This is a genomic window from uncultured Algoriphagus sp., assembly GCF_963974835.1.
Classification (GTDB): domain Bacteria; phylum Bacteroidota; class Bacteroidia; order Cytophagales; family Cyclobacteriaceae; genus Algoriphagus.
The window spans coordinates 191445-215492 of record NZ_CAXBET010000009.1 but is presented as its reverse complement, the minus strand read 5'-3'; the positions used below and the strand labels follow the sequence as shown (position 1 = coordinate 215492).

At 39.5% G+C, this 24048-nt stretch carries 20 protein-coding genes; 11 read left to right on the top strand and 9 right to left on the bottom strand.

The genetic code is table 11. From position 1 onward, the window contains the following. Positions 1-6 precede the first annotated feature (6 nt). Both gyrB and ppk1 read left to right on the top strand, forming a co-directional pair. The gene (gene gyrB, locus AACZ73_RS17030; protein WP_339879707.1) at positions 7-1965 is read left to right on the top strand and encodes a DNA topoisomerase (ATP-hydrolyzing) subunit B; all 1959 of its coding nucleotides are present in this window, start codon (positions 7-9) and stop codon (positions 1963-1965) included. A gap of 110 nt (positions 1966-2075) precedes the next feature. Beyond that, positions 2076-4199 carry a polyphosphate kinase 1 gene (gene ppk1 / locus AACZ73_RS17025; protein ID WP_339879706.1) on the top strand — a complete coding sequence of 708 codons (2124 nt, stop codon included), beginning with the start codon at positions 2076-2078 and terminating at the stop codon, positions 4197-4199. 16 nt (positions 4200-4215) lie between these two features. Here the strand turns inward: ppk1 and AACZ73_RS17020 are convergent, their stop codons facing one another. The 3 genes from AACZ73_RS17020 to AACZ73_RS17010 all read right to left on the bottom strand — a co-directional run bounded on the left by AACZ73_RS17020 (position 4216) and on the right by AACZ73_RS17010 (position 7281). Next, positions 4216-5103 carry a phosphatase gene (locus tag AACZ73_RS17020; protein ID WP_339879705.1) on the bottom strand — a complete coding sequence of 296 codons (888 nt, stop codon included), beginning with the start codon at positions 5101-5103 and terminating at the stop codon, positions 4216-4218. A gap of 117 nt (positions 5104-5220) precedes the next feature. After that, positions 5221-7002, bottom strand: a complete 1782-nt coding sequence (locus AACZ73_RS17015) for an SLC13 family permease (RefSeq protein WP_339879704.1) — start codon at positions 7000-7002, stop codon at positions 5221-5223. Positions 7003-7005: 3 nt separating this feature from the next. Then, positions 7006-7281 carry a DUF202 domain-containing protein gene (locus AACZ73_RS17010; protein WP_339879703.1) on the bottom strand — a complete coding sequence of 92 codons (276 nt, stop codon included), beginning with the start codon at positions 7279-7281 and terminating at the stop codon, positions 7006-7008. 48 nt (positions 7282-7329) lie between these two features. On the opposite strand from AACZ73_RS17010, the gene AACZ73_RS17005 reads away from it, so the two are divergent. From AACZ73_RS17005 to AACZ73_RS16995, 3 genes are all read left to right on the top strand, one after another. After that, a complete protein-coding gene (locus AACZ73_RS17005; protein WP_339879701.1) occupies positions 7330-8229 on the top strand; it encodes a DUF3078 domain-containing protein in 900 nt (299 codons plus the stop codon). Between the two features lie 230 nt (positions 8230-8459). Further along, positions 8460-10334: a family 16 glycoside hydrolase gene (locus AACZ73_RS17000; RefSeq protein ID WP_339879699.1), complete on the top strand. Its 1875-nt coding sequence runs from the start codon at positions 8460-8462 to the stop codon at positions 10332-10334. A gap of 15 nt (positions 10335-10349) precedes the next feature. Continuing rightward, positions 10350-12458: a plastocyanin/azurin family copper-binding protein gene (locus AACZ73_RS16995; RefSeq protein WP_339879698.1), complete on the top strand. Its 2109-nt coding sequence runs from the start codon at positions 10350-10352 to the stop codon at positions 12456-12458. A gap of 180 nt (positions 12459-12638) precedes the next feature. On the opposite strand, the gene AACZ73_RS16990 is transcribed toward AACZ73_RS16995, so the two are convergent. From AACZ73_RS16990 to AACZ73_RS16975, 4 genes are all read right to left on the bottom strand, one after another. Next, the gene (locus AACZ73_RS16990) at positions 12639-13733 is read right to left on the bottom strand and encodes a formylglycine-generating enzyme family protein (RefSeq protein WP_339879696.1); all 1095 of its coding nucleotides are present in this window, start codon (positions 13731-13733) and stop codon (positions 12639-12641) included. A gap of 73 nt (positions 13734-13806) precedes the next feature. Beyond that, the gene (locus AACZ73_RS16985; protein ID WP_339879695.1) at positions 13807-14817 is read right to left on the bottom strand and encodes a hypothetical protein; all 1011 of its coding nucleotides are present in this window, start codon (positions 14815-14817) and stop codon (positions 13807-13809) included. Between the two features lie 204 nt (positions 14818-15021). After that, on the bottom strand, positions 15022-15564 hold the full coding sequence (locus tag AACZ73_RS16980) for a ferritin (RefSeq protein ID WP_057938189.1): 543 nt from the start codon (positions 15562-15564) through the stop codon (positions 15022-15024). A 99-nt stretch (positions 15565-15663) separates the two neighbouring features. Further along, a complete protein-coding gene (locus tag AACZ73_RS16975) occupies positions 15664-17010 on the bottom strand; it encodes a M28 family metallopeptidase (protein ID WP_339879692.1) in 1347 nt (448 codons plus the stop codon). 68 nt (positions 17011-17078) lie between these two features. On the opposite strand from AACZ73_RS16975, the gene AACZ73_RS16970 reads away from it, so the two are divergent. The 4 genes from AACZ73_RS16970 to AACZ73_RS16955 all read left to right on the top strand — a co-directional run bounded on the left by AACZ73_RS16970 (position 17079) and on the right by AACZ73_RS16955 (position 20673). Then, a complete protein-coding gene (locus AACZ73_RS16970; RefSeq protein WP_339879691.1) occupies positions 17079-17594 on the top strand; it encodes a DinB family protein in 516 nt (171 codons plus the stop codon). 2 nt (positions 17595-17596) lie between these two features. After that, positions 17597-18406 carry a PhzF family phenazine biosynthesis protein gene (locus AACZ73_RS16965; RefSeq protein ID WP_339879689.1) on the top strand — a complete coding sequence of 270 codons (810 nt, stop codon included), beginning with the start codon at positions 17597-17599 and terminating at the stop codon, positions 18404-18406. Continuing rightward, complete coding sequence (locus AACZ73_RS16960) at positions 18403-19104, top strand: potassium channel family protein (RefSeq protein ID WP_339879688.1); 702 nt, start codon at positions 18403-18405, stop codon at positions 19102-19104. The genes AACZ73_RS16965 and AACZ73_RS16960 overlap by 4 nt, the downstream gene beginning before the upstream one ends. Before the next feature lie 87 nt (positions 19105-19191). Then, positions 19192-20673, top strand: coding sequence for a carboxypeptidase (locus AACZ73_RS16955; RefSeq protein WP_339879686.1), 1482 nt, complete (start codon positions 19192-19194; stop codon positions 20671-20673). A 45-nt stretch (positions 20674-20718) separates the two neighbouring features. On the opposite strand, the gene AACZ73_RS16950 is transcribed toward AACZ73_RS16955, so the two are convergent. Beyond that, positions 20719-21597: a glutamate--tRNA ligase family protein gene (locus AACZ73_RS16950; protein WP_339879684.1), complete on the bottom strand. Its 879-nt coding sequence runs from the start codon at positions 21595-21597 to the stop codon at positions 20719-20721. Between the two features lie 318 nt (positions 21598-21915). On the opposite strand from AACZ73_RS16950, the gene AACZ73_RS16945 reads away from it, so the two are divergent. Further along, complete coding sequence (locus AACZ73_RS16945; protein ID WP_339879682.1) at positions 21916-22653, top strand: carboxypeptidase-like regulatory domain-containing protein; 738 nt, start codon at positions 21916-21918, stop codon at positions 22651-22653. Here AACZ73_RS16945 and AACZ73_RS16940 read toward each other — a convergent pair. After that, positions 22650-23096: a DUF4442 domain-containing protein gene (locus AACZ73_RS16940; RefSeq protein ID WP_339879681.1), complete on the bottom strand. Its 447-nt coding sequence runs from the start codon at positions 23094-23096 to the stop codon at positions 22650-22652. The two genes, AACZ73_RS16945 and AACZ73_RS16940, sit on opposite strands and share 4 nt — an antisense overlap. Positions 23097-23240: 144 nt before the next feature. Here AACZ73_RS16940 and AACZ73_RS16935 point away from each other — a divergent pair, with 144 nt between their 5' ends. Beyond that, on the top strand, positions 23241-24032 hold the full coding sequence (locus AACZ73_RS16935) for a M48 family metallopeptidase (protein WP_339879680.1): 792 nt from the start codon (positions 23241-23243) through the stop codon (positions 24030-24032). Positions 24033-24048: the final 16 nt, after the last annotated feature.

Genomic DNA, 24048 nt, shown 5'->3' with positions numbered 1-24048 from the left:
AAACATATGAGTGAAGAAAAAGCGAAGAATCTAGGCGAATACGGTGCCGGTAATATTCAGGTATTAGAAGGTCTTGAAGCGGTTCGTAAGAGACCTGCTATGTATATCGGCGACATTGGAATCAAAGGACTCCATCATTTGATCTGGGAAGTGGTAGATAACTCTATCGATGAAGCACTTGCAGGACATTGCGATACGATCAAAGTCACCGTTAATGAAGACAATTCAGTAACTGTTGAAGATAATGGCCGTGGCATACCTACAGATATGCACGCTAAGGAAAAGAAATCTGCTCTGGAAGTTGTATTGACTGTATTGCATGCGGGAGGTAAATTTGACAAGGATACATATAAAGTTTCTGGTGGATTGCATGGCGTGGGTGTTTCCTGTGTGAATGCTCTTTCAGAAGATTTGAAAGCCACGGTTTACAGAAATGGGGTAATCACTGAACAGGAGTTTAAAATCGGAGTTCCTCAATATCCTGCAAGACAAGTAGGAACAACTGAGCGTAGAGGAACAACGATTCATTTTAAGCCTGATGCAAGCATTTTCGCTATAACTGAATTCAAATATGAGACAATAGCGAATAGACTTCGTGAGATGTCATTTTTGAATGCTGGTATAAGAATTTTCCTGACTGATCTTAGAGAAACTGAAGATGACGGATCAGTGAAGTCCGATGAGTTCTTCTCTGAAGGTGGATTGGTTGAATTCGTGCAGTACCTAGACGTCAGTCGTGAGAAAATAATTGATACGCCGATTTCAATAGATACTGAAAAGAACGGAGTTCCCGTTCAGGTGGCGATGAACTATAACAGTTCATACTCTGAAAATGTGGTATCCTATGTAAATACCATCAATACTTACGAGGGAGGTAGCCACGTTTCCGGTTTCAGAAGAGCATTGACCAGAACTTTGAAATCTTATGCAGATAAATCCGGAATGTTGGATAAGCTGAAGATGGAGGTTTCTGGTGATGATTTCCGAGAAGGTTTGACTGCGGTTATTTCTGTGAAAGTCGCTGAGCCGCAATTTGAAGGACAGACTAAAACCAAGTTGGGCAACTCTGATGTTGTGGGAGCAGTAGACAGTGCTGTTTCTGAAGCTTTACAGATTTGGTTGGAAGAGCATCCCAAAGAAGCTAAAATCATTGTTGGTAAAGTGATATTGGCGGCGCAAGCCAGACATGCAGCCCGTAAAGCGCGTGAAATGGTGCAGCGTAAGAACGTGCTTGGAGGTGGAGGATTGCCAGGTAAATTGGCCGATTGTGCGAATAGTGATCCTACCGTTTGTGAATTGTATCTGGTGGAAGGGGACTCTGCAGGTGGATCTGCCAAGCAGGGAAGAGATCGTGACTTTCAAGCTATTTTGCCTTTAAAGGGAAAAATTCTTAACGTTGAAAAAGCACACGAGCATAAAATCTACGATAACGAAGAGATCAAAAATATTTTGACGGCTTTGGGTGTGAAGATTGGTACAGTAAATGATGACAAAGAGTTAGATCTAACCAGCTTGAGATATCATAAGATCATCATTATGACGGATGCTGATATTGATGGATCTCACATCAGAACGTTGATACTGACTTTATTCTTTAGATACATGAGGACATTGATTGAATATGGCTACGTGTATATTGCTTTACCTCCATTATATTTATTGAAAAGAGGTAAAGACGAGAGGTATTGCTGGACAGAAGAGGAGCGGAAAGTACTTACTGCCGAAATGGCCAAAGATGGAAAAGAAGATAGTGTGGGCATTCAGCGATACAAAGGTCTAGGTGAAATGAACCCTGAGCAACTTTGGACTACAACCATGGATCCAAATGTAAGGACAATTAAACAGGTGAACATTGAGTCGGCGGCTGAGGCAGATCATCTCTTCAGTGTGCTGATGGGAGATGAAGTAGCCCCAAGGAGAGATTTTATCGAGAAAAATGCGAAATACGCCAAAATCGATACCTAATCATTCATAAAGGGGCTGGAAAGCCCCTTTTTTTAATTCTTAACAATACCATAAACCCAAAATAAGAAAGCATAAGTTAACTTGCTTTCATAATATAAAACTTGAATGCAATGAAATTGGAAGTAGTTGAAAAATACGATTCGATTATACAACAGAGTGATCTGGTAAGCAGGGATTTAAGTTGGTTGAAATTTAATGAGCGTGTGCTTGATCAGTCAAAAAAAGAGCATCGTAGTATTTTTGAGAAACTTAAATTTTTGGCAATAACTGCATCCAATCTGGATGAGTTTTTTATGATCAGAGTAGGGTCTCTTTATAACTACCTGGATTACGATAAAGAACGAGTTGATTACTCAGGTCTTCGGGAGGAGCCTTTCAAGGCAAAGTTGATGAATGAGTGTCATACTTTTCACAATTCCCAGCATGAGCATTTCTCCCAAGTCATGATGCCGGAGTTGCAGAGCCAAGGAGTTGTACTTTGCAATCTGTCTAAACTGACGGAAAAGGAGCAGGAGAAAGTTCATGATTATTTTGTGAAAGCGATCTATCCTATGCTTACTCCTATGGTTTATGATGGGTATAGAACATTCCCTATTCTGATGAACAAACTATTGGTTTTTGGAGTAGTGACGACCAGTCCTGGAGACAGACAGGATATGCGCAAGATGAGTTTTGTTCAAATTCCTGCGAATATCCCTCGTTTTTTTGAAATTGAACGAGAGGATTCTCTTTTGCTGGTTCCTATTGAGGAGGTGATCCGCGAAAATATTATATCACTTTTCAGAAATGTAGAAATTGAGGGAATTAGTCTTTTTAGAATTACCAGAAATGGGGATTTTACTTTGGAAGAAAGTGAAGATATGGATGCTAACTTCCTGGAAGAAGTAAAGCGGAAATTGATGGAGAGAAAGAGTGGGCGTGTGGTGCGGATAGAAATAGAGGAGGGGTATAGTAAATGGATGATGAATTCACTTTTGGAAAGATGGAACCTGAAAATGGATTCTGTTTTTTTAGTGAAGAGAGAAAGTCTTATTGATTTTACCGGCCTTTGGCAGATCGTTGGCAATAAGAAATTCCGTGATCGTTTACCCCAAATTCCTGCACCTGTAAAGCCATTGTCCTATCAGGATGAAGGTATTGCAGATATTTTTGATGTTCTTAAGGAAAAAGATATTCTTCTTCACCATCCTTATAATAACATAGACTCTATTTTGGATTTGGTAGAAAAAGCATCAGAAGATCCTGATGTGATGGCTATCAAAATGACGATATATAGATTAGCTAAAGATAGTAGAATCACAAAAGCACTTTTGAAGGCGGCAGAAAACGGGAAGCATGTTTCAGTGCTGTTTGAAGTAAAAGCTAGATTTGATGAAGAGAATAATATCCGTGAAGCGAAAAAATTGCAGAAAGCGGGATGCTTCGTGATATACGGCATTTCCCATTTGAAAACTCACACCAAACTTCTTCTAATTGTCAAAAGGGATGGTGGTGAGATTACACGTTTTGTTCACTTAGGATCCGGTAACTATAATGAAGATACAGCCCGATTATATACAGATATCGGTCTGATGACTACCAACGAGGTATTAGCAAATGACGTTTCAGAGTTTTTCAATGTAATCACGGGTCATTCCATGCCAACCCAATATAAAAATCTCATTACAGCTCCACGCGATATGAGAAATCAACTTATTGAGTATATAGAGCAGGAAGCAGAAAATGCACGAAATGGTCTTCCAAGCGGAATTTTTATCAAAGTAAATTCACTGGAGGATTCAGAAACCATTTATGCTTTGTATCGTGCATCCCAATCAGGAGTTACTATCAAGTTGGTTGTTAGAGGAATATGTTGTTTAAGGCCAGGAAGGGTAGGATTAAGTGAGAATATTGAGGTATTGTCCATTGTGGGTGATTTTCTGGAACACTCCAGAATCTATTATTTCCATAATAATGGCGATACTAAAACCTATGCTGGAAGTGCTGATATGATGGTAAGAAGCTTTGATAAGAGATTAGAGGCACTTTTCAAAGTCGAATCGACATTGCTTGAAAAGCAGTTGATGAACATATTGGCTTACAATCTTCGGGATAATGTAAACTCCTATGTGATGCAGGAAGATGGAACATATCTGGCTAAATTTCCAGTAGGAGATGAGCCTGAATTTAACGTCCATCGGGAGTTCTTCAATCTTGATGTAGAAAATGTGATGCAAGTAAAACTTGTGGATTAAAATATAGAAGCCCCGTTTATAGGGGCTTTTTGATTTTGTTCCTTTCGTACAGCACTTGAATGATTCCATCTTTCAAACCCAGATCAGGTACTATCATTTTTTTGGATTTCGCAGCTTTCATCACCCGCTGATATATTTTTCCGGCAGGAATAATCACATCCGCACGATCATGATTTAAATTTAGCTTATTCACCCGCTCTTCAAAGGTTAGTGACTGCAATTGGCCGAGCACTTCTTCTATTTTTTCATAATCCAGATAACGCTTGTTTTTGCTTGGAAGGGAGAGCTCAAAAATCTTATTGATATTTCCGCCAGTTCCTATGGAAGTGACAGTGGGAGAGTTTGATAAATGTTTTAACACAAAGTTTTCCATAGAGCTCCATGCCGGAGTTGCAACTTTATCCTCTAAGGCCCGCACGGAGCCGATCTGAAACGATTTTGAAGCTATCTTTTCACGGTTTTTATAAATATTTAATTCTGTGCTACCTCCACCTACATCAATATGTAAATAGGTCTTTTCATCAAAAAACTTATTCAGTGATTTGTTGATGAGTTCAGCTTCCTTGTTTCCATCAATAATGTTGATTTTTAATCCTATCTCTTCCTTTACTTCTGCTGCTATGTCTTTTCCGTTTACACTTTCACGCATGGCAGAAGTAGCGCAAGCCATGTAATCATCCACTTCGTAGAGATCAATCAGGATTTTAAAAGCTTTCATCAGCTTGACAAATTTCCTTCTATTTATCTCAGAAATTTTTTGACTGTAAAATACATCTAAGCCCAATCGAAGAGGAAACCGTAGATATTCCAGCTTCTTGAATTTAATGATTCCCTCATATTGAGTTACACTGGTAATTTGCATCCTGATGGCATTTGAGCCAATATCTACTGCCGCTAATTTCAAGTTACAATGACATGGTTTAAGTGAAAGATGTATTCAATTTACTTCTTTAGATCCTCAATCCAGTGTTATCATTTTTGATGAGATCTAGGATTTCAAGAAAGTGATTGGATACCCAGGTCAGAAAGGGAAGAAGAAAGGGATGCCGAAGGTTGCAACTATCCAAAGCAATAAGTTTAATGGAGTTCCGACCTTTATATAGTCGCTAAACCTGTAATTGCCTGGTGTGTAGATCATAGTGTTAGTTTGGTATCCCATCGGAGTCATAAAACTAAGACTTGCAGCAAAAGTAACTGCCATAAGCATAGGCCTGGAATCCACTTCCAGTGCAGCAGCAATACTGATAGCAATAGGTGCAAGTAGTGCAGCAGTAGCGTTATTTGACATCACGTTTGTCATGATAAATGTTAAAGCAAATAGTGCACTCATAACAGCTCTTGGACCAAACTGTCCTACGCTTTCCACTATTGATCCACCTATTAACTGAGATCCACCCGTCTTTTCCAGTGCCAAACCCATTGATAAAACCCCCGCAAGCATCAAAATTACTTTCCAATCTATAGCTTTATAGGCTTGCTCTGTACTTAGCGACCTAAGCATGATCAAGGTGATAGCACCAGCTACGGCAGTCACTACGATCGGGAATACCTCAAATGAGGCTAAGCCAATAATTAGGCCTAATACAATTAAAGTAAGTATACTTTTGGTTTTATTTAGTGATTTATTTTTAGTCTCCGAAAGAAGCAACAAATCATCACTGCTTTCCACACTTTGAATAGATTCCTCAGTTGCTCTGAGAAGTAAGATATCGCCAGCTCTTAAGGCTGTTTTGGAAAGAAGGGAATTAAGCATATCAGATCTATGCCTTATACCAATTACTAAAACCTGATTATATAGTTTTTTGAAGTTTAATCCTTTAATGCTTTTATTCACTAGGAAGGAGTTAGGGGTTACTAGCGCTTCATAAAGTCTTTCTTCCTCGTCGGTAATATTTTGCTCATCCCATTTCAAGTCTGCTTTGAGCTCTATGCCTTCGGTGGATTTGATCTTTTCTAATGTTTCTTTGTCACAGTTGATGCGGATTATGTCACCTTCCTGAATGGATGTATTAGGATATACCCGTACTTTGTTTCCATCGACACGAATGATCTGCAAAGGCTTTATCGGCAATTTATTGAATATGGCCTGTTTTAGAAGAGGTTCATTTAGCTGTCCATAATTTTCGAGGATAACTATTTCTGACAGGTAATTTCCAAATTGTATACTTTCCCCCAATTCAGTTTTTGCTTTTCTAGTTGGGGTCAGCCATCTTCCAATAGTCAGCATATATACTAATCCTGTGGCAAAGAACACTAATCCCATCAAACTCATCTCGAATACCCCGAAAGAAGGCAATCCTGCTTTTTCTGCTATTCCACTGACTAAGATATTGGTACTGGTTCCCAGCAGCGTGCATATACCGCCCATCAACGCGCCAAAAGACAGGGGCATAAGTAGTTTTGATGGGGGAATATTATCAGTTTTATTAAGGCGAATGACTGCAGGCATTAACAGAGCTACTACTGCGGTATCGCTAATGAATGCTGACAGAAATCCAGCTGACAGCATCAAAGTGAATAGCAGGTGACCGGTACTCTTGCCGGCTTGGGAGCTTAATTTTTGGGTGAAGCTGTCGAGGAGACCAGTATTGAATATGGCAGCTGATACCACGAACATTGCAGCGACAGTAATTGTAGCAGGGTTGGAAAATCCAGATAGTCCCTCTTCTACATCCAGAATTCCTGTTAGCAGAAAAGCCACCATAACCCCGATGGAAACTGTATCTATTGTGAATTTTTCTGTAAAAAATAGAATAATTGCAATTCCTATAATTGAAAAGACGAGACCGATTTCAAAAGTCATTAATTACATTTTTAAGTAGTTGCCTTTTTTAAGCTTTTCACGGATGCGGAAATAACTAATAAACCCGACGATTAGGAACACCAGACTCAATCCAAATGCCAAGTATCCTAAGTCTCTAACATGGTCCAATTCTTTAACTTCAAAAAGGGCAGTTCCAGAAACTAAAAAGTATAATGAAGTGCGAATAAAGGACAATAAGGTACGGTTATTTGCAAGCGTTGTGCGTTGTCTCGCCAAATAATCTCGAATTATTAGTTCTCTTTCCAAGTCATTTTCCATATTTGTATATTATTTATTTATATTGAAATAGTTCAACATCCCTTAATTATGAAAAGAATTTCTACACTTTTCCTCTTTATTTTGTTCTCTGGGCAAATATTTGCTCAAGAAGAATCTGATTTAATACCTCAAGATACTAGCTATTGGCTGAAAGAATTAGCGGGAGGTTTAAATCTTAATCAGGCCGCTTTCAGTGGGAACTGGCAAGGTGGCGGTGTCAACTCTATTGCTTTAGGCGTCTATTTGAACGGACGGGCAAATTATGCAAAAGATAAGTGGAGTTGGGACAATACTATGGATCTTATCTATGGTGTGGTGAAAAATAAAGACGAGGATGGCCGCAAATCCAATGACCGTATTTTCTTGGACTCCAAAATCGGCTATCAGATAAATGATAAGTGGAATTATTTCTTTGCTGTTAATTTCCTTTCACAATTTGCTCCCGGTTACGAATTTCCGGAAGGCCAGGACCGAGTGTTAATTTCCAAATTTTTAAATCCAGCTTATTTAACCACTTCTTTAGGTGTGGAATATAAGCCAAATGAGGAGTTCAGCCTTCGTATATCGCCTTTCTCACCTAGATGGACATTTGTTACGGACACAGATTTATATTTGAATGTACCGGAAAACTATGGTGTCGAGATAGGTGAGACAGTAAGAACGGAGTGGCTAGCATTTAGCTTAATGGCTGATTACAATAAGAAATTATCTGATAATCTTTCTTTAATGATTAGATATCAAATGTATGCCAACTATGAAACCTTTGCCTTTGATGCAATTGACCATCGCTTAGATTTTGGTTTGACTGCGAAAGTCTCCAATCTTGTGAATGTGAGTTTGACCAGTTTGATGATCTACGATTTGGATCAGGACAGTGAAATTCAATTTTCCCAAGGATTAGCATTAGGAATTGCATTTAAACGTGGAAACTTCCCTGAGAAGAAATAATATTAACAAATTTTTATTTGGAATTTTGATTCTATTATAAAAGTATTATTTTTGAATTCATTGTGGTAGTTAAATAATAGTTGGTTTAGTTTTCAAATAAAGGGCAGGAGATATTCTCCTGCTTTTTTATTGTATATATACTAATGTTGTCAATTTTTAATTGGAATAATCCTATTTTTTTAAATTATATAGTGAGCTACCTTTGTCAAGAGTATCCTATATAACCTATAATGAATAATAAACTATTTTTGATTTGTTGTTGTCTCTTTTTTAGGACGATAGCATCTGAAGCACAGGAGAGTCCAATCCCATTTCAGGAACTGCAACTCCAAAATCTAAGCGATTTTCAATCTTCCGGAAATAATTGGAGCATCGTAGGAGATGTCTTTTATGACCTTAATGGAGGCAAATCTAAAATCACACCCGGCACGGGAGTTTTGGTAAATACTCTCGAAAAAGGGGATGACCTTCCTATTAAGTCTACCTTCGAACATGGCGACTTAGAATTGGAGCTTGATTTTATGATGCCAAAGGGAAGTAACTCCGGAGTATATCTCCAAGGGAGATATGAGGTACAACTTTTTGACTCATGGGCAGTAGAAAACCCAAAATATTCGGATGCTGGGGCTATTTATCAGAGATGGGATGCAGCAAGAGGAACAGGTCGTGAAGGGTATGGAGGTCATCCTCCGCTAGCCAATGTGAGTAGAGCCCCTGGACTTTGGCAAACATTAAAGATTTTGTTCAGAGCTCCTCGCTTTGATTCGCAAGGTAAAAAAGTCTCAAATGCCAAATTTATTTCTGTTCATCAAAATGGAGTTCTGGTTCAGAAGAACATAGAAGTAACCGGACCTACTCAAGCTGCTTTTTTTGATGATGAGTCACCTCTTGGACCTTTAGTCATTCAGGGAGATCATGGTGATGTTGCGATACGCGATATCAAGTACAAAACCTATGGAGCTGAAAAGGTGACATTGACAGGGATGAAACTTTCCTATTTTGATGGTATTAAAACGATCAACGACTTTTCCCAAGCAACTCCTCTTGGCAAAATGGATATTGATGTTCTTGCTCATTTAGCTCCTGCTACAAGAAATGAATTTTCAGGTTCTATTGATGCTACATTGACAGTGCCAAGCGCCGGAGAATATTTCTTTGACCTGAATTTAGCATGGGTTCCAGATGATACTCCGCCAGGGGTAATCAACGGAGCGGGCAAACTATTCATAGATGACCAGGAAGTGGTTTACGTTGATGGAGTGACAGGCAAAGCAAATGGATCTACTCAATTAGCTGCTGGAGTTCATAAAATCAAGTTGAATTACTTCAAGACTTTTGGACACTGGTACGCTCCGAGCAATGATATTACACTGACTGTAGAGGGGGAAGGCATTGCTAAAACAGCTCTGAATGTTCCTTTACGTGCTGATGATCCAGTGGGACAGATAGCAGTGAAGGTAAATGACAAAGCGGTAATGCAACGCGGATTTATCATGCACAATGGCGAGAAGCGCACACACACAGTGGCAGTAGGGGAGCCTGGCGGAGCAAACTATGCAATTGATTTAAGTAAAGGGGAATTACTAAATGTGTGGAGAGGGGATTTTGTGGAAACAACGCCAATGTGGTATGGTCGTGGCGAAACTCAGCTGATGCTGCCGCTGGGAAATGTCATTGAGTTTGTGGGTAAGCCAAGTTTGGCAATACTTCCGTCTGAGGAATCTGAATGGCCTGATGAGATAGAAGGATTTGCTTATAAAGAATACGAAATTTTAAGCAATGGTGACCCCGTGATCACCTATGAAATGCCTGGAGTAAGCATTCGTGAAACATTTGAAACGCGGGATTCAGGAAAGAAACTGGTTCATTCGCTGAGTGTCACCTCTGATGGAAGTAAGCAACTTTATTGCTTAGTAGCTCAAGGAGCAAAAATTGAAAAATTGCCAAATGGACTTTATGCAGTTGATGACAAATCCTATTACATAGAGTTTGAGAGGAAGACTTCGCCTATTTTACGATCTACAAGTGATGGTACTCAGGAACTCATTTTGCCTATGCAGTTGAAAGACAACATGGGCAAGGTGACATATTCAATTGTTTGGTAATTAACAGGAAGAAGCATGAAAAATCTAATGAAACTCAATACTACTAGAGGATTTGCTTTTGCCTTGGCTTGCCTATTAATCGGACAAGTTGAATTAAAAGCTCAGGAAACTGCACCCATGATGGTGCCTGAGACGGAAGATGATTTCTATAAATTGATCTCTCTACCAGTTCCTGAAGATGTTATTTTAGAAGTAGGGGGAATGGCCACATTGCCTGATGGCAGTTTGGCTATTTGTACACGTAGAGGTGAGGTTTGGATAGTATCCAACCCCACAATTTCCGGTAGCGAAAAGCCATTATATAAAAAGTTTGCCAGCGGACTACATGAGCCTTTAGGCTTGGCCTACCATTATGGAGACATTTATGTCACACAAAGAAGTGAATTAACTCGCTTACGCGATTTGGATGGCGATGGTGAAGCAGATGTATATAAGAAAATATTTTCCTGGCCGCTATCGGGAAATTATCATGAGTATTCTTATGGTCCTACATTTCTTCCAAATGGAAATATGCTAGTTACGCTGAATGTAGGGTGGAGTAATAGCTTAGGGCATGGCGTGAGTTTGGTGCCTTGGAGAGGTTGGACCTTAGAGATCACTCCAGATGGAGAAATGATGCCCTATGCTGCAGGGATGCGTTCGCCAGCTGGCTATGGTATGAATGCGGAAGGAGATTTCTTTTATACAGAAAATCAAGGAGACTGGGTGGGCTCAGGAAGGATTTCCCATGTGGAAAAAGGTGATTTCTTGGGTAATGCTGAGAGCTTAGCTTGGTCAGATTTACCAGGTTCCCCAGTGACGCTCAAGAAGAATGATATTCCAAATACAGGGGAGCCTTTATATGATGTGGCTAAGCGTGTACCAGGGCTCAAGGCCCCGGCGATTTGGCTGCCACATGGAATTCTGGGAATTTCAACTTCCGGATTTTTGAATGACAATACATCAGGTGGATTTGGGCCATTTGCCAATCAGGTTTTCGTGGGTGATCAAGGACAAAGTACTATTGCCCGTGTCGATTTTGAAAAAATTGACGGAGTATATCAAGGTGTTGTTTTTCCTTTTAGAGAAGGCTTTTCTTCTGGTATCCTCAGAATGGTATGGGGTAATGATGCTTCCATGTTTGTCGGCATGACTAGCCGTGGCTGGTCCTCTACTGGTAAGGAGTTATTCAGTTTGCAGCGATTAGTCTGGACAGGCAGAATGCCTTTCGAAATGAAGACTATCAAATCCAAGCCTGATGGATTCGAAATCGAATTTACCGAACCTGTGAATAAGGAATTGGCAAAAGATCCATCTAACTATCAGGTGACCGGCTTTACTTACAAGTATCAGGCTGCTTATGGAAGCCCGGTTATTAATAATGAAAATTGCGACATCATTGGAGTAGTAGTCTCTGAAGATGGGATGAAAGCCCGCTTGATCGTCGATAATTTGCGCTTAGGTTATATCCATGAGATTAAAGCAGAGGGAGTTAGATCAACAGAGGGGAAACCACTGCTTCACACAGTGGGATATTATACCCTGAATAATTTTGGTGGTGGTGAGAAGATTGATATCGCACCATTTGTTGCAGCACGTCATGAACATGAAATGAAAATGAAAGCTGCAGCGGACAGTGTGTCCAAAGCTCAGGCCGATGCAGAGGCAAAAGCAAAAGCAGCTGAAGCCAAAAAGCAGGTAGCAGCTAATAAGTCATCAGTTCCAAAGCTGGGTAAACATGTGACGACTATGCCCGCTGAATGGGATGGTAAGGCAGACATAACGATAAACATGGGAACCAAACCCGGCTTGAAGTTCGACCCTGCTCAGGTTCAGGTGAAGGCTGGGAGTAAAGTGAAGTTGGTATTTCAAAATGTAGATGATATGCTGCACAACTTTGTGATCGTGATGCCAGGAACGGCTATAGAAGTGGGAGAGGCGGCGATGGCTCTAGGATTAGAAGGTCAACAAAAGGACTACATTCCAAACACCAGCAAAGTACTCGTTCATACTAAACTGATGCAGCCAAGTGAATTAACAACAATATATTTTATAGCGCCTACCGAACCTGGTGAATATACTTATGTGTGTACGGTTCCAGGGCATTTTTACACCATGCAGGGCATATTGAAAGTGGTGAAGTAAATTTTAATATTAGCCTGATAAAGATTTTCTTAACAGTTTAAGGAGAGTTTTACATATAACGAAAAAGCGCAGATCATAAGATCTGCGCTTTTATTTTTTATATCAATAATTTGAATGCTAGTTACTTACAGAAACAGTATATTAATAAAACCCTGTTTTAATCATTTACAATTCAGTAATTTAATTCATGCTGATTGCTTTCCCTTCAACGTCCTTTACCAATCTAAAACCAACGTTGGAAGTGCCACTATCGAATGCCTGACCTTGGCGTGCAGACGGTCGGTAATTTACGCAGTAATTATCTGCACATAAATAAGATCCGCCTTTGATCACGCGCTCCATTGCGTAGGGATTGTCAGGGTTGTAGCATTGCTTCATATTCGAATCCAATTTTGGCGCCTGTCCAGCTAGTCTGGCGTATTTCAGAGCGTCATACCAGTCGTCTGTGAGTTCCCAGACGTTTCCAATCATATCGTAAAGACCGAATGTGTTTGGAGCAAAAGACTTAACAGGCGAAGTACCTTCAAACCCATCAAGATTTTCATTGTCATTAGGGAAATTACCTTGAAATGTGTTTGCTAAGTATTGGCCATTTGGTGTCAATTCATCACCCCAAGCAAAACGTTTACCTTCTGCGCCACCTCTTGCGGCAAATTCCCATTCATTTTCGGTAGGAAGTCTTTTTCCGGCCCAATCAGCAAATGCCTTAGCATCTTCATACGCAATATGGACTACCGGATGGCTTTCTCTTCCTGTCAGATCTGATGTTGGTCCTTCTGGGTTTTTCCAACTTGCACCTTCCACCCATACCCACCAAAGTGAAATATCCTGTGTGGGAACTGCATAGTGCGGTGGACTGAACACCATTGATCCGGCTACCAAAAGTGCTTCATCGGGTTTTGGAGTTCCGGGAGGCAATTGCTGCTTTAGATCTTCCCATTCCGGCTTCTTTTCTGCCACGGTAACGTATCCTGTTTCATCTACAAATTTTTTGAATTCTGCGTTAGTGACTTCATGGGTATCCATCCAAAATCCATTCACTTTAAGATTCACAGCCGGCTTTTCGGCATCGTATGCATCTGCTTCATTAGTACCCATCAAAAATTCTCCCCCGGGAATCCAAACCATTCCTTCTACCTTTTTTGAAGGCTCAGGCTTGTTGGCAATAATCATTTTCTCCTCATCTATTACTTTTTCCGAGTTGCTTTTTTGGCAAGAGGTATAAGATGCAGTGATGATTACGAGAGCAAGGCTATATTGAATTCGGGTGTTCATAATAGAGGTACATCAGATTTAAAAGTAGAAGAATCTTTTCTTTATATAAAAGAATTATAAGTGTAACTGTGAATTAATCTTCCTCAATGGGAATGGCATTTATCCTTTCCGCTACTTTTTTGCGCAATTTGTTGAAGAATTGTTTTCGCTCTTTTTCCCCTACCAAACTAATTTGAGTGGATTTCTTTATGAGGTTTTCCAAATTTCTGAACATTCCATTGTTAAAAGCAATGTCTGAAGTGCCATGAAAATAAATGACACTGTGATTTAGATAGGTAACTTTTTTCTCATCCATTGTTGCAAAAAAAGTATTGTCTCCGATAATGAATTCATTTACAAAGAAATTGTAGTTAGCTCCTTCGATTTCAGGATGATCAGGAAGAATCTTTTTGCCTTTTTCTGCCATTTTCTCCAGATTGTCAATGACCTCGTGCATGCAGTTATATAAGAAAAGAGTGTCTTCAGTGGAAGTCATTATCCCCATTTCATGGTATAATTCTATCTGTCTTAAGGTGCTGTTGATCCCCTCCATATTCCAAATTTCGGTAGTAGGAATCTTATGGTATGCCCGAAGAATTTTCTGGGTGATTTCGGCAAATTGATCGTAAGAATTACTCCTGATAGAAAACTTGGTGTCTTTAAGGCTTTCAGTAAAAAGAATAGATTTCATCCAAAAGAAGAACTTGAAAGCTGCAAGTTCTTTATGATAATAATGATGAAAGGGAGGCATGTCTTTCACAAGCCAGTAAATGTGTTTTTTGGAGAAACTATTTACCAAATTCAGCTGTGCCAAAACATCTTCCATCCATTTCATGAAGCTGTTTTCCTGATAATCGTTTTGATTTCCCTGAAAAAGAATGCTGTTGGAATGGAGATTAAAAAAAGTGTCCACTGACACATTAAACTTATTGCAAAGTATTTCCAGCTCACTGAAATCGAGTAATTTTTCTCCACGGATTCTTCGATAAGCGCTATCGATGCTTATTTCTAAAATTTCTGCGATTTCATCAACCAATGAATTGTAGCTCGGCAAGGACAATTTGAGTGCTTGGAAAAATGCTGCTTGGTTCTTATTGAAGCTCATAGAAACAAGGATTTGTTGGGTTTGATAAAGTAAAATCCTTATTAAGGTATAGTAAAGAATGAATAAGAAAAAACGAATAGAGGAATAAATGTTTCTAATTTGAAAACAATAAATCACCTGAAGATTTAGCTAAAGCATATTTTGATGGAACCAATTTCAGGAAAAACAAAAAAAAAACGGCTGAAAAGCCGCTTTAGTAAATTTTTATGCCGTTGGGTGGGCAGCTGCGTGGAGCTTCCCTAGTTCCTGATCTATAGTCCACAGTCCAACTCCTTCTTCTCCGATAATATCGAAAAGTTCAAGCGCTCTTCGGGACATTGTTTCTTCTTCACGCTGCTCGGTGACGTACCACTGCATAAAACTAAACGTAGCAAAGTCCTTCTTGGAAAATGCGTGATCTACAATATTATTGATAGATCTAGTCACATTGATTTCATGCTCCAAAATCAGCTCAAAGATCTCTCTCAATGAATTGAAATTGTGTCTTATACCTGTAATCTCAGGTTGGATCGCGTGTCCTCCGGCCTCATTGATATACTGGAATATCTTCATCATATGCATTCTTTCCTCGTCTGCATGGGTGTATAAATATTTAGCTGAGTTCTCATATCCCATCATGTGGCACCAGGAAGCCATGGAAAGATAATAAGCAGAGGAAGTACCTTCCATTTCCACCTGTTTATTAAGTAATTTCTCAGTATCGATAAGTAGGGAACGCTGTAGCGTCACGATTTCTTTAGCTTTCATAGTCATAGTGTTTGAAATAGTAAACTAAATATAATCATTGCAGTTCCACTTCTGCTGGCTTTAGGATGAATTTGGAATTGTTTTAATTAAGAATTGCTCCTATCTGGAAAGTGGAGTAGGGAAGACAGGAAGGCTTTCGGCTCCTGATTCTGAGACTGATTGCACGGCAAAGAAGTAATTGTCTTTGGAGTAAGGAATCGTAAGAGAAGTATCAGTAGTCCAAAATTTTCGCTCCCACATGGCTGAAGAAGTTTCTCTCATCAGCACGTAATACCCTTTCACCTTGCCGATTTCCGGAGCTTCCCAAAGCAAAGTGGATTTATTACTCAAGCCTCTGACGTCTATTTTAACTTCCTGTGGCTGGTCAGGGGAATTTGACAGAGATGCCAGAGATGCTAAATTTACTGCGGTTACTTTTCTCAGGTATTCGAAATCCATGAATTCCGGCAAGTCACCGTATTGAATTCCATCTTCGAAGCGAACATTTTCGTGCTGATGAATAAAGTTTTCATTCATTTCAGACATCCTGACAGCGGTAAATGCATTTCTCGCAAAAGGAGTTTGATCTCCTCCGCGAAGAAACCTATCTGCTCGATAAATCAATTTCACTTCAAATTGATCTACATAACGCTCGCCAAGCTCTTTGATATATCGCGCAAGTTGTCTTGATTTGCTATCATTGTCTGCATTGGTATAGCGGCGGATATTTCCTTCCTGCTCAGTTTCTGCCACTGGAATGGTTTCAGAAAATACTCTCATTTTTAGGTTGTCTTTTATTAGCGTTTCGGAAGAACTGCTATTTCCCACGATATCGTTATTGAGTACAGCGGCAAGATTCCAGTTATTAGTTATTGCCTTATCAGCCAGATACGTTGCACCTTTCAAACCTTGCTCCTCACCGGTGAATGCTACGAAAAGAATAGTGGAAGAAAACTCGTGGGAAGCCATCACGCGGGCCAATTCTATCACAGCGGCTGTACCACTACCATCATCATTTGCTCCAGGCGCATTTCCTTCCGAATCCATTACATCCTTATTCCGGGAATCCATGTGTGCTGAAATAATGAAAATCCTATCATCAGCTGGATCAGTTCCTTTTAAGGTTGCGACTACGTTAGCTCCTGGGGAATCTTCCAAAATTCTTCTTTTGTCACCTGAAATAGTGAATTTTTCTATTTCTGAAGTCATTCTACCTCCGGATTGCTTCGCAAAATGATTGAATTTTAAGAGTACATACCGTTGAGCTGCCGGCATCCCATTTTCCTCATCCTGGCTTAATGTATGACGGGAATTGAAAGATGCCAACGATCTAACATGATGCTCAAGTGAATCCGAAGAAATCTCAGAAACCATCTGGGCAATTTCTGGATTTCTAATAACTGTGGTTTGCGAGTAGGCTAATTGATACGAAAAAGCCAAAAAGAGAATAAGTAAATTTTTATGCATGATTAGGAGGTGGTTTATACTTAAGGCTTAAATTTATCTCATTAATATTCTAGCGAAAGTATTTTTACATGAAAACCATAGAACAACCGAAAGAAGGTGAGTATTCGGCTTTTTTCTCTACCTATCTTAAACTAGTCTCAGGTAATAACTATGAAGAGCAAATCATGGAACAGGTAGATTCACTTTTAGAACTATTCCATGAAAAAAATTCCGAATGGGCGGATCAAGCCTATGAAGAAGGTAAATGGACGCCAAAGGAGATGTTGGGGCATATTATAGATACAGAGCGGATTATGACTTTCAGGGCACTTTGTTTTGCAAGGGGAGAAGCATCAGCCCTGCCAGGATTTGACCAGGATCCTTACGTGCAAAACGCAAGATTTGGAGAGGTTCCACTTCAGCATTTATTGGACGATTTTGCAGCGGAGCGGATTTCTCTGTTGTCAATGATCAGAGTTTTACATGATGACACGCTGGATTTTGTGGGTAAAGCAAGTGGAAATCCCATAACGCCGAGGGCTTTGTTATGGATTATTCCCGGTCATTTTATCCATCATTTGAATATTCTTAAAGAGCGATATTGATTATGAAACTAGCTATTACTACTGTGGATGCTTTTACCAATAAAGCATTCTCCGGAAATCCAGCTGCGATTTGTTTATTGAATGATGAATTGTCAGATGATCAGATGCAGACTATTGCAATGGAAATGAATCTGAGTGAAACTGCCTTTGTTGAGAGAACTACAGAACCAGATTCATTTAGCTTACGCTGGTTTACGCCAAGTCTGGAAATTGATCTTTGTGGACATGCTACTCTTGCCTCAGCTTTTTGGATGGTCAAATCAGATTGGGTACAAGCAGGTAGCATGATAAGATTTCAAACTAGAAGTGGCGAACTTCGGGTTAAAAGTGATGGGGATTGGATAGAAATGGACTTTCCTTTGATTCCTACAACAGAGGATGACCACCCATTTTTTAAGGAAGATTTCTTTGGTCTAAAAATAATTAATTCAGCAAAACTGAAAAAAAACTGGATTTTCGAGTTGGAGAATGCTGATGCAATTGAAGCTTGTATACCTGATTTCGCTGAGGTGAAAAAGCATAGTGAAGAAGGCATTATCATCACTGCCGTGGGAAAAGGACAATTTGATATTTACAGTAGATTCTTTGGGCCCAATGTGGGGATTGATGAGGATCCTGTAACAGGATTTGCTCATTGCGCCTTGATGGATTATTGGTACCAAAAGTCTGGCAAGAATCGCATTTCAGCGTATCAGGCTAGCAAGCGGGGAGGAGAGCTTAATTTGGAGAAGAGGGAGGATCGTGTGATTATCCGAGGGCATGCTGTGAAAGTGTTATCAGGAGTGATAGAGTTATTCCAGATGGATAAATGAATCAATTTGTAACCAGAAGAGGAATACAAGTAAAGACGGCTTTTCGATCATTTACAGATTACTGGCTTACCGATGCAAGTTTCGCCATTCTGCTTTTGATATTGCTTTTTACTGTTTTTGTGTTGCCCATATTGATAGAATATGGGCATGTAAATGCAATTTTTGTAAATACAGTTTTCCTTTTTTTGTTTTTCACAGGAATCTGGTCTTCTCGATATAGGATATTGGTAGTTGTGACTACGGTTTTATTTTTAGCTCAGTTGGGACTTAGGATTCTCCGATTTTCTGACTATGATTTTGAGTTTTACCTTGCCGAGAGAATCGTGGGTATTTTAAATATGTTGGTTTTTATATTTTTGAATATCAGGTTATTATTTAGAAATCATGAAGTAAATATTTACAGAGTCATCGGCGCTATCAATGTATATTTGCTTGTGGCAATACTGGGAGCATTTCTCTTTGAAATTATATTTTTGACTACTGGTTCAGGAATTGGTGGAGATGTAGTGCTGGAAGGAATAGATAAAGATTTTGCGCTGTATATCTACTTTAGTCTAGTGTCATTGACCACGGTGGGTTTTGGTGATTTATATCCTATCCAGATAATGTCAAAGATGCTTTCAGTTTTTTTATCTACAGTAGGAATCCTTTACCCTGCTGTAGTGATTGCCAGGCTTGTTTCTTCAAGTAAAATCTAAGGAAAATACGTCCATCTGTGTAAATTTTTGGGTTGTTATCTAATCAATTGCTAGTTTCATTTTTACAACTTATTAACCCCAACCTTTATGAGAAAATTAAGTTTTACTATTTTATTAGCTCTCAGTTTTGGCCTTGTCCATGCACAGACTGAGCGCCACATCGAAGTAGAATCCAAGGTGGAATCTACGCATGAAACTACTATCAAAGGAAAGAAAGTTCCTTACAAAGCCACTGCCGGCACCCAGCCAGTATGGAATGAGGAAGGAATGCCGATCGCTTCATTATTCTACACGTACTATGAGCGCACGGATGTTTCTGACAAGACTACACGGCCTTTAGTCATTTCTTTTAATGGCGGTCCTGGTTCAGCTTCTATCTGGATGCACATAGCTTACACAGGGCCTGTCGTTCTTAAAATAGATGATGAAGGATATCCACTTCAACCATATGGTACTAAGTCTAATCCTCATTCGATCTTGGATGTGGCGGATATTGTATACATAGATCCTGTAAATACAGGTTACTCCAGAATTATTGATACTGAAGTGGATCGCAAGACATTCTTTGGAATCAACTCAGATATTAAATATCTAGCTGACTGGGTGAATACATTTGTGACTAGAGCAGGCCGTTGGTCTTCGCCGAAGTATTTAATTGGCGAGAGCTATGGTACCACAAGAGTAGCTGGACTTGTTGCACAGCTACAAAGTGCACATTGGATGTATTTCAATGGTGTAATCATGGTTTCTCCGACTGATTTGGGAATAGAGCGTGGCGATGCTATCCATACTTCAAACTACTTGCCTTATTATGCTGCTACAGCTTGGTATCACAAAGCGCTGGACTCAGATCTTCAGACTCAGGATCTTGATGATTTCTTACCTGAGGTAGAAGCATTCACGATCAATGAATTGATCCCGGCGGTAGTGAAAGGTGGAATGCTGCCTGCAGCTGAGCGAGATGCCATTGCTACTAAGTATGCACATTACTCAGGTTTAAGTAAGGAAGTTATATTGGAGCATAATCTTTTGATACCAACCAATTTCTTCTGGAAGGAACTGCTTCGCGATCAAGGAATGACTATCGGTAGATTGGATAGTAGATATAAGGGTTTTGATTATGCTGGCACAGGTGCAAGACCAGATTTTGACCCTGCGTTGACAGCTTGGAACCATGCATTTGCTCCTTCTTTCCAAGTGTATGTAAAGGAAAACCTTAAGTATAAAACCGATCTGACTTATAATCTATTTGGGCCTGTTCATCCTTGGGATCGTTCCGACGAGAATACTGGATATGATTTGGGGACGGCCATGCGCTCCAATCCATATTTACACCTGATGGTCCAATCAGGATATTTTGATGGAGGTACAGATTTCTTTAATGCAAAATATAACCTTTGGCAGATCGATCCGGCTGGCAAAATGGCTGACCGTATTTCATGGAAAGGCTATAGAAGTGGACACATGATGTATCTAAGAGCGGAAGATCTGGAGACATCAAATGAAGACATCCGTCAATTCATCAAAAATTCATTGGTGGGACCTGATGTACCTGCGAAATACAATTAATCGATCAATAATTCATTAGGCTTGGGATTTTTCTCAAGCCTTTTTTTATAGCGAAAGTTGACTTTTAAAATCTTCAAAACTGGTAATTGGAGTATTTAATCCAAGCATTTCTCCCAGTATTTGATAAACTTCCGACGGGTTTTTTCCTTCTTTTCGGAGTGATTGAATCGAAGTTGCTCCATCTGATTTGGATAGTTTTTTATTTTTCGGGCCTTTCAAAAGTAGGTGATGATGGAACGTAGACTCTTGGAAAGATTTAAGGCCAAGTCCATTTGAAATAATTTGCTGATCCAAAGTGGATCCAAATAAATCATTTCCCCGGACGATCAGATCTACTCCATAGTGGATATCATCTATTACAGAGGTGAGTTGATAAGCAGGCAGCTTATCTTTTTTTCGAACTATGAAAAATGCCGCATCTTCAGGAAGTGTAAAAGACTTCTCACCTTCCGAATAGGTTTTGATTTTGATAAAGTCTGTGTCGAAGGTATCCATACGCCAGCAGGTGTCATTTCTCTCCAAGGGAATATTTCTGACTTGACAGTGTCCCAGGTAATATCCTGAAGAGTCTAACTGCTGGATTTTTTTTCGGGTGCAATCGCAGGCGAATACTAAATTTCTTTCCTTGATCTGCTCTAAGGCTTGCAGATAGCTACTCATTCTATGAGTTTGGGACCATTCCTGCTCAAATTCCTGAACTGTTTTGGGACCTTGATCATACGCAATTTCCATGAAATCCAACGTGTCAAAAATATCCTGCACATACTCTGTCCTGTACCTTTCCCGATCTAGATCGTCGATTCTCAGAAGAATGTTTGCGCTACTTTTTTCAGCTATAGTTTTAGTAATTAAGAAAGAATAGAGGTTTCCCAAATGCAGAAATCCACTGGGAGTAGGGGCCAATCTTGTAAGCTTAAAATCCATCGGGTAAAATTACTCAGATTCAGATAACTTAAAATCATGAAATCCAAATCTGATTTACAGTTTCCTTTTTAAGTTAAAATAGAGAGAACATCTTAATCTGTTTCAGCAATATTCCTTGAAGGTGCAAAGAAAGAGTTAGAAGAAGAGAGCATACCTGAAAATTGAACTTCACATCGGATAAGTAGACTAGAGATTTTAAGAAATGATAAGCTCATTGAAATTTAAGCCTTTATTCAATAGCGTCTTTGAAATGTTGCTTAAGTTTCTTTAACTCCATAAATTTTCAGAGATGGATTTGAGTTATTAATTTTCCCTCCGATGAAATTCCGTCTTTTACTAGTTCTATCTTTTTGCTTTGCGAAAGCAACCTTGGCACAGCTGTCCTATTCAGGAAATGTGCTTGATGCTACGGATAAAAGCTATTTGGAAGGAGTGACTGTAGAAGTAATCAATTCCCAAAGCTCGACTATTACTAATACGAGGGGGTATTTTTCAGTAACAGCTTCGCAAGGTGATACGCTTAGATTCAGTTTTCCGGGATTTATTGAGCAGAAAATACTTTTAGCTGAAGAAAGGTTTTTGCAGATTCAGATTCAGGATAGAGCCAGATTGTTACCCACTTTTGAGGTTAAATCAGAACCTTATTCTTTTCGTTTTAAGGATGGAAAACTTACTATAGTGGATCCGGATGAAGAGAAAGCTCATTCTACAAAGGGAGGCATAAGTGCAGGTTATCTCGATTCCCCGAACACAACTGGTGGAATTGCGATTGCAGGTGTTCTTTCTTCACTTACCAAAAGAGCAAAGCAGGAGCGGGAATATCAGAAAAAGCAGGAGTGGATGAGAAGAAGGGAAGGATATTACGCAATTGTGGACTCGGATTCTGTCCGTCAAAATATGATGGTCAAATATCAGCTGGAGCGATCAGAATGGGATAGAATTATTATTCGCTTCAATGAAGGCAATGCGTACCATGAATTCCTGGATTGGAGCAAGGAACGTGTTTATGCAACTTTAAGTGAATTTATTGATAGAGAACGGCGCTGGATTAATTAGGCCTTTCTTTTAAAAGACCAAGTCACATAAAATCTGGCAACTTCTTCGCCCTGAGGATTTTTACCGTTGGATATCATCGTCAATTTGCCAGTGTCATTGGGTGCTAGCGATTCTAGAAGTCCAAATAACTCTAACCCCTGCTGGCAGGTAAAAGTTATTTTTTGATTGGCTTTCTTAAAGTATTCTGCTTTGAAATCGACAACTAACATGGAGTATTTGCCTAACCCACTTATTGCTAGCTGGCACAAAGCCCCGGTACTAAGCTCACCCGCACCAGCCATGGCTGCAAAGTAGATTGACTTAAATGGATTCTGTGTTCTCCAGGAATATGGGATGGTAACAATGCATTTTTCAGCATCTAGTTCCTTAATCCTAAATTTCCAAAAAATGGCCGAAGGGAGTTTAAATAGCATTCCAAACCAAAAATAGAGCGGATTGCTCATTTTTTTTTGATATGCTAAAGCTTTTGGTTTTAAAGTGTTTAAAGGCCTTACGGTATTCATATATTCCTCAATTGATATCATAAAGTAACGAAAATTGCTTTCTGGTATTTAATTTGGAACAAATGATGAAAAAAAATGACCACCATGAAAAAAATAGCAATTTTGTTTTGCACCGGACTAATTCTTTATTCATGTGCAAAAGTTCCTTTGACTGGCAGAAATCAGCTTGCTCTAGTATCAAATGAAGAAATTCAACCTTTGGTTGATGAGCAGTATGATGAGGTCCTTAAGAAGGACAAAGTAGTAACGAATACAGCTGATGGGCAGAAAGTTCTCAAAGTGGGGAAACGTATGGCGACGGCTGTTGAGAATTATTTGGTTTCGCAAGGTTATAAAGAACTTGCTGATTCATTTGATTGGGAATTTAACCTATTAGAAAGTGATCAGGTAAATGCCTGGTGTATGCCTGGAGGAAAGGTAGCTTTCTACACTGGTATTATGCCACTTACTGAGACTGAAACTGGTATTGCAGTAGTTATGGGACATGAAATCGCACACGCAGTAGCATCACATTCAGCAGAGCGAATGTCTAACGGCATGGCTGCTAATTTAGGAGTAAGTGCTCTTTCTGCTGCTATCGGCCAAAATCCTTCCATGACTCAAGAATTATTTCTCCAGTCTGTGGGTATAGGGAGTCAATTGGGGATGTTGAGCTTTTCCAGAAAGCATGAGCTTGAAGCTGATGAAATGGGCTTGATTTTTATGGCTATCGCGGGATATGATCCCCGGGAAGCTCCAATCTTCTGGAAAAGAATGCTGGAGAAAGAAAATGGTGCCGCTCCGCCAGAATTCCTTTCTACTCACCCGGCATCCCAAACAAGAATTGATAAGTTGAATAAAAATATGCCGGAAGCATTGAAATTTTATAAAGAATAAATTCTTAGAAGTGATT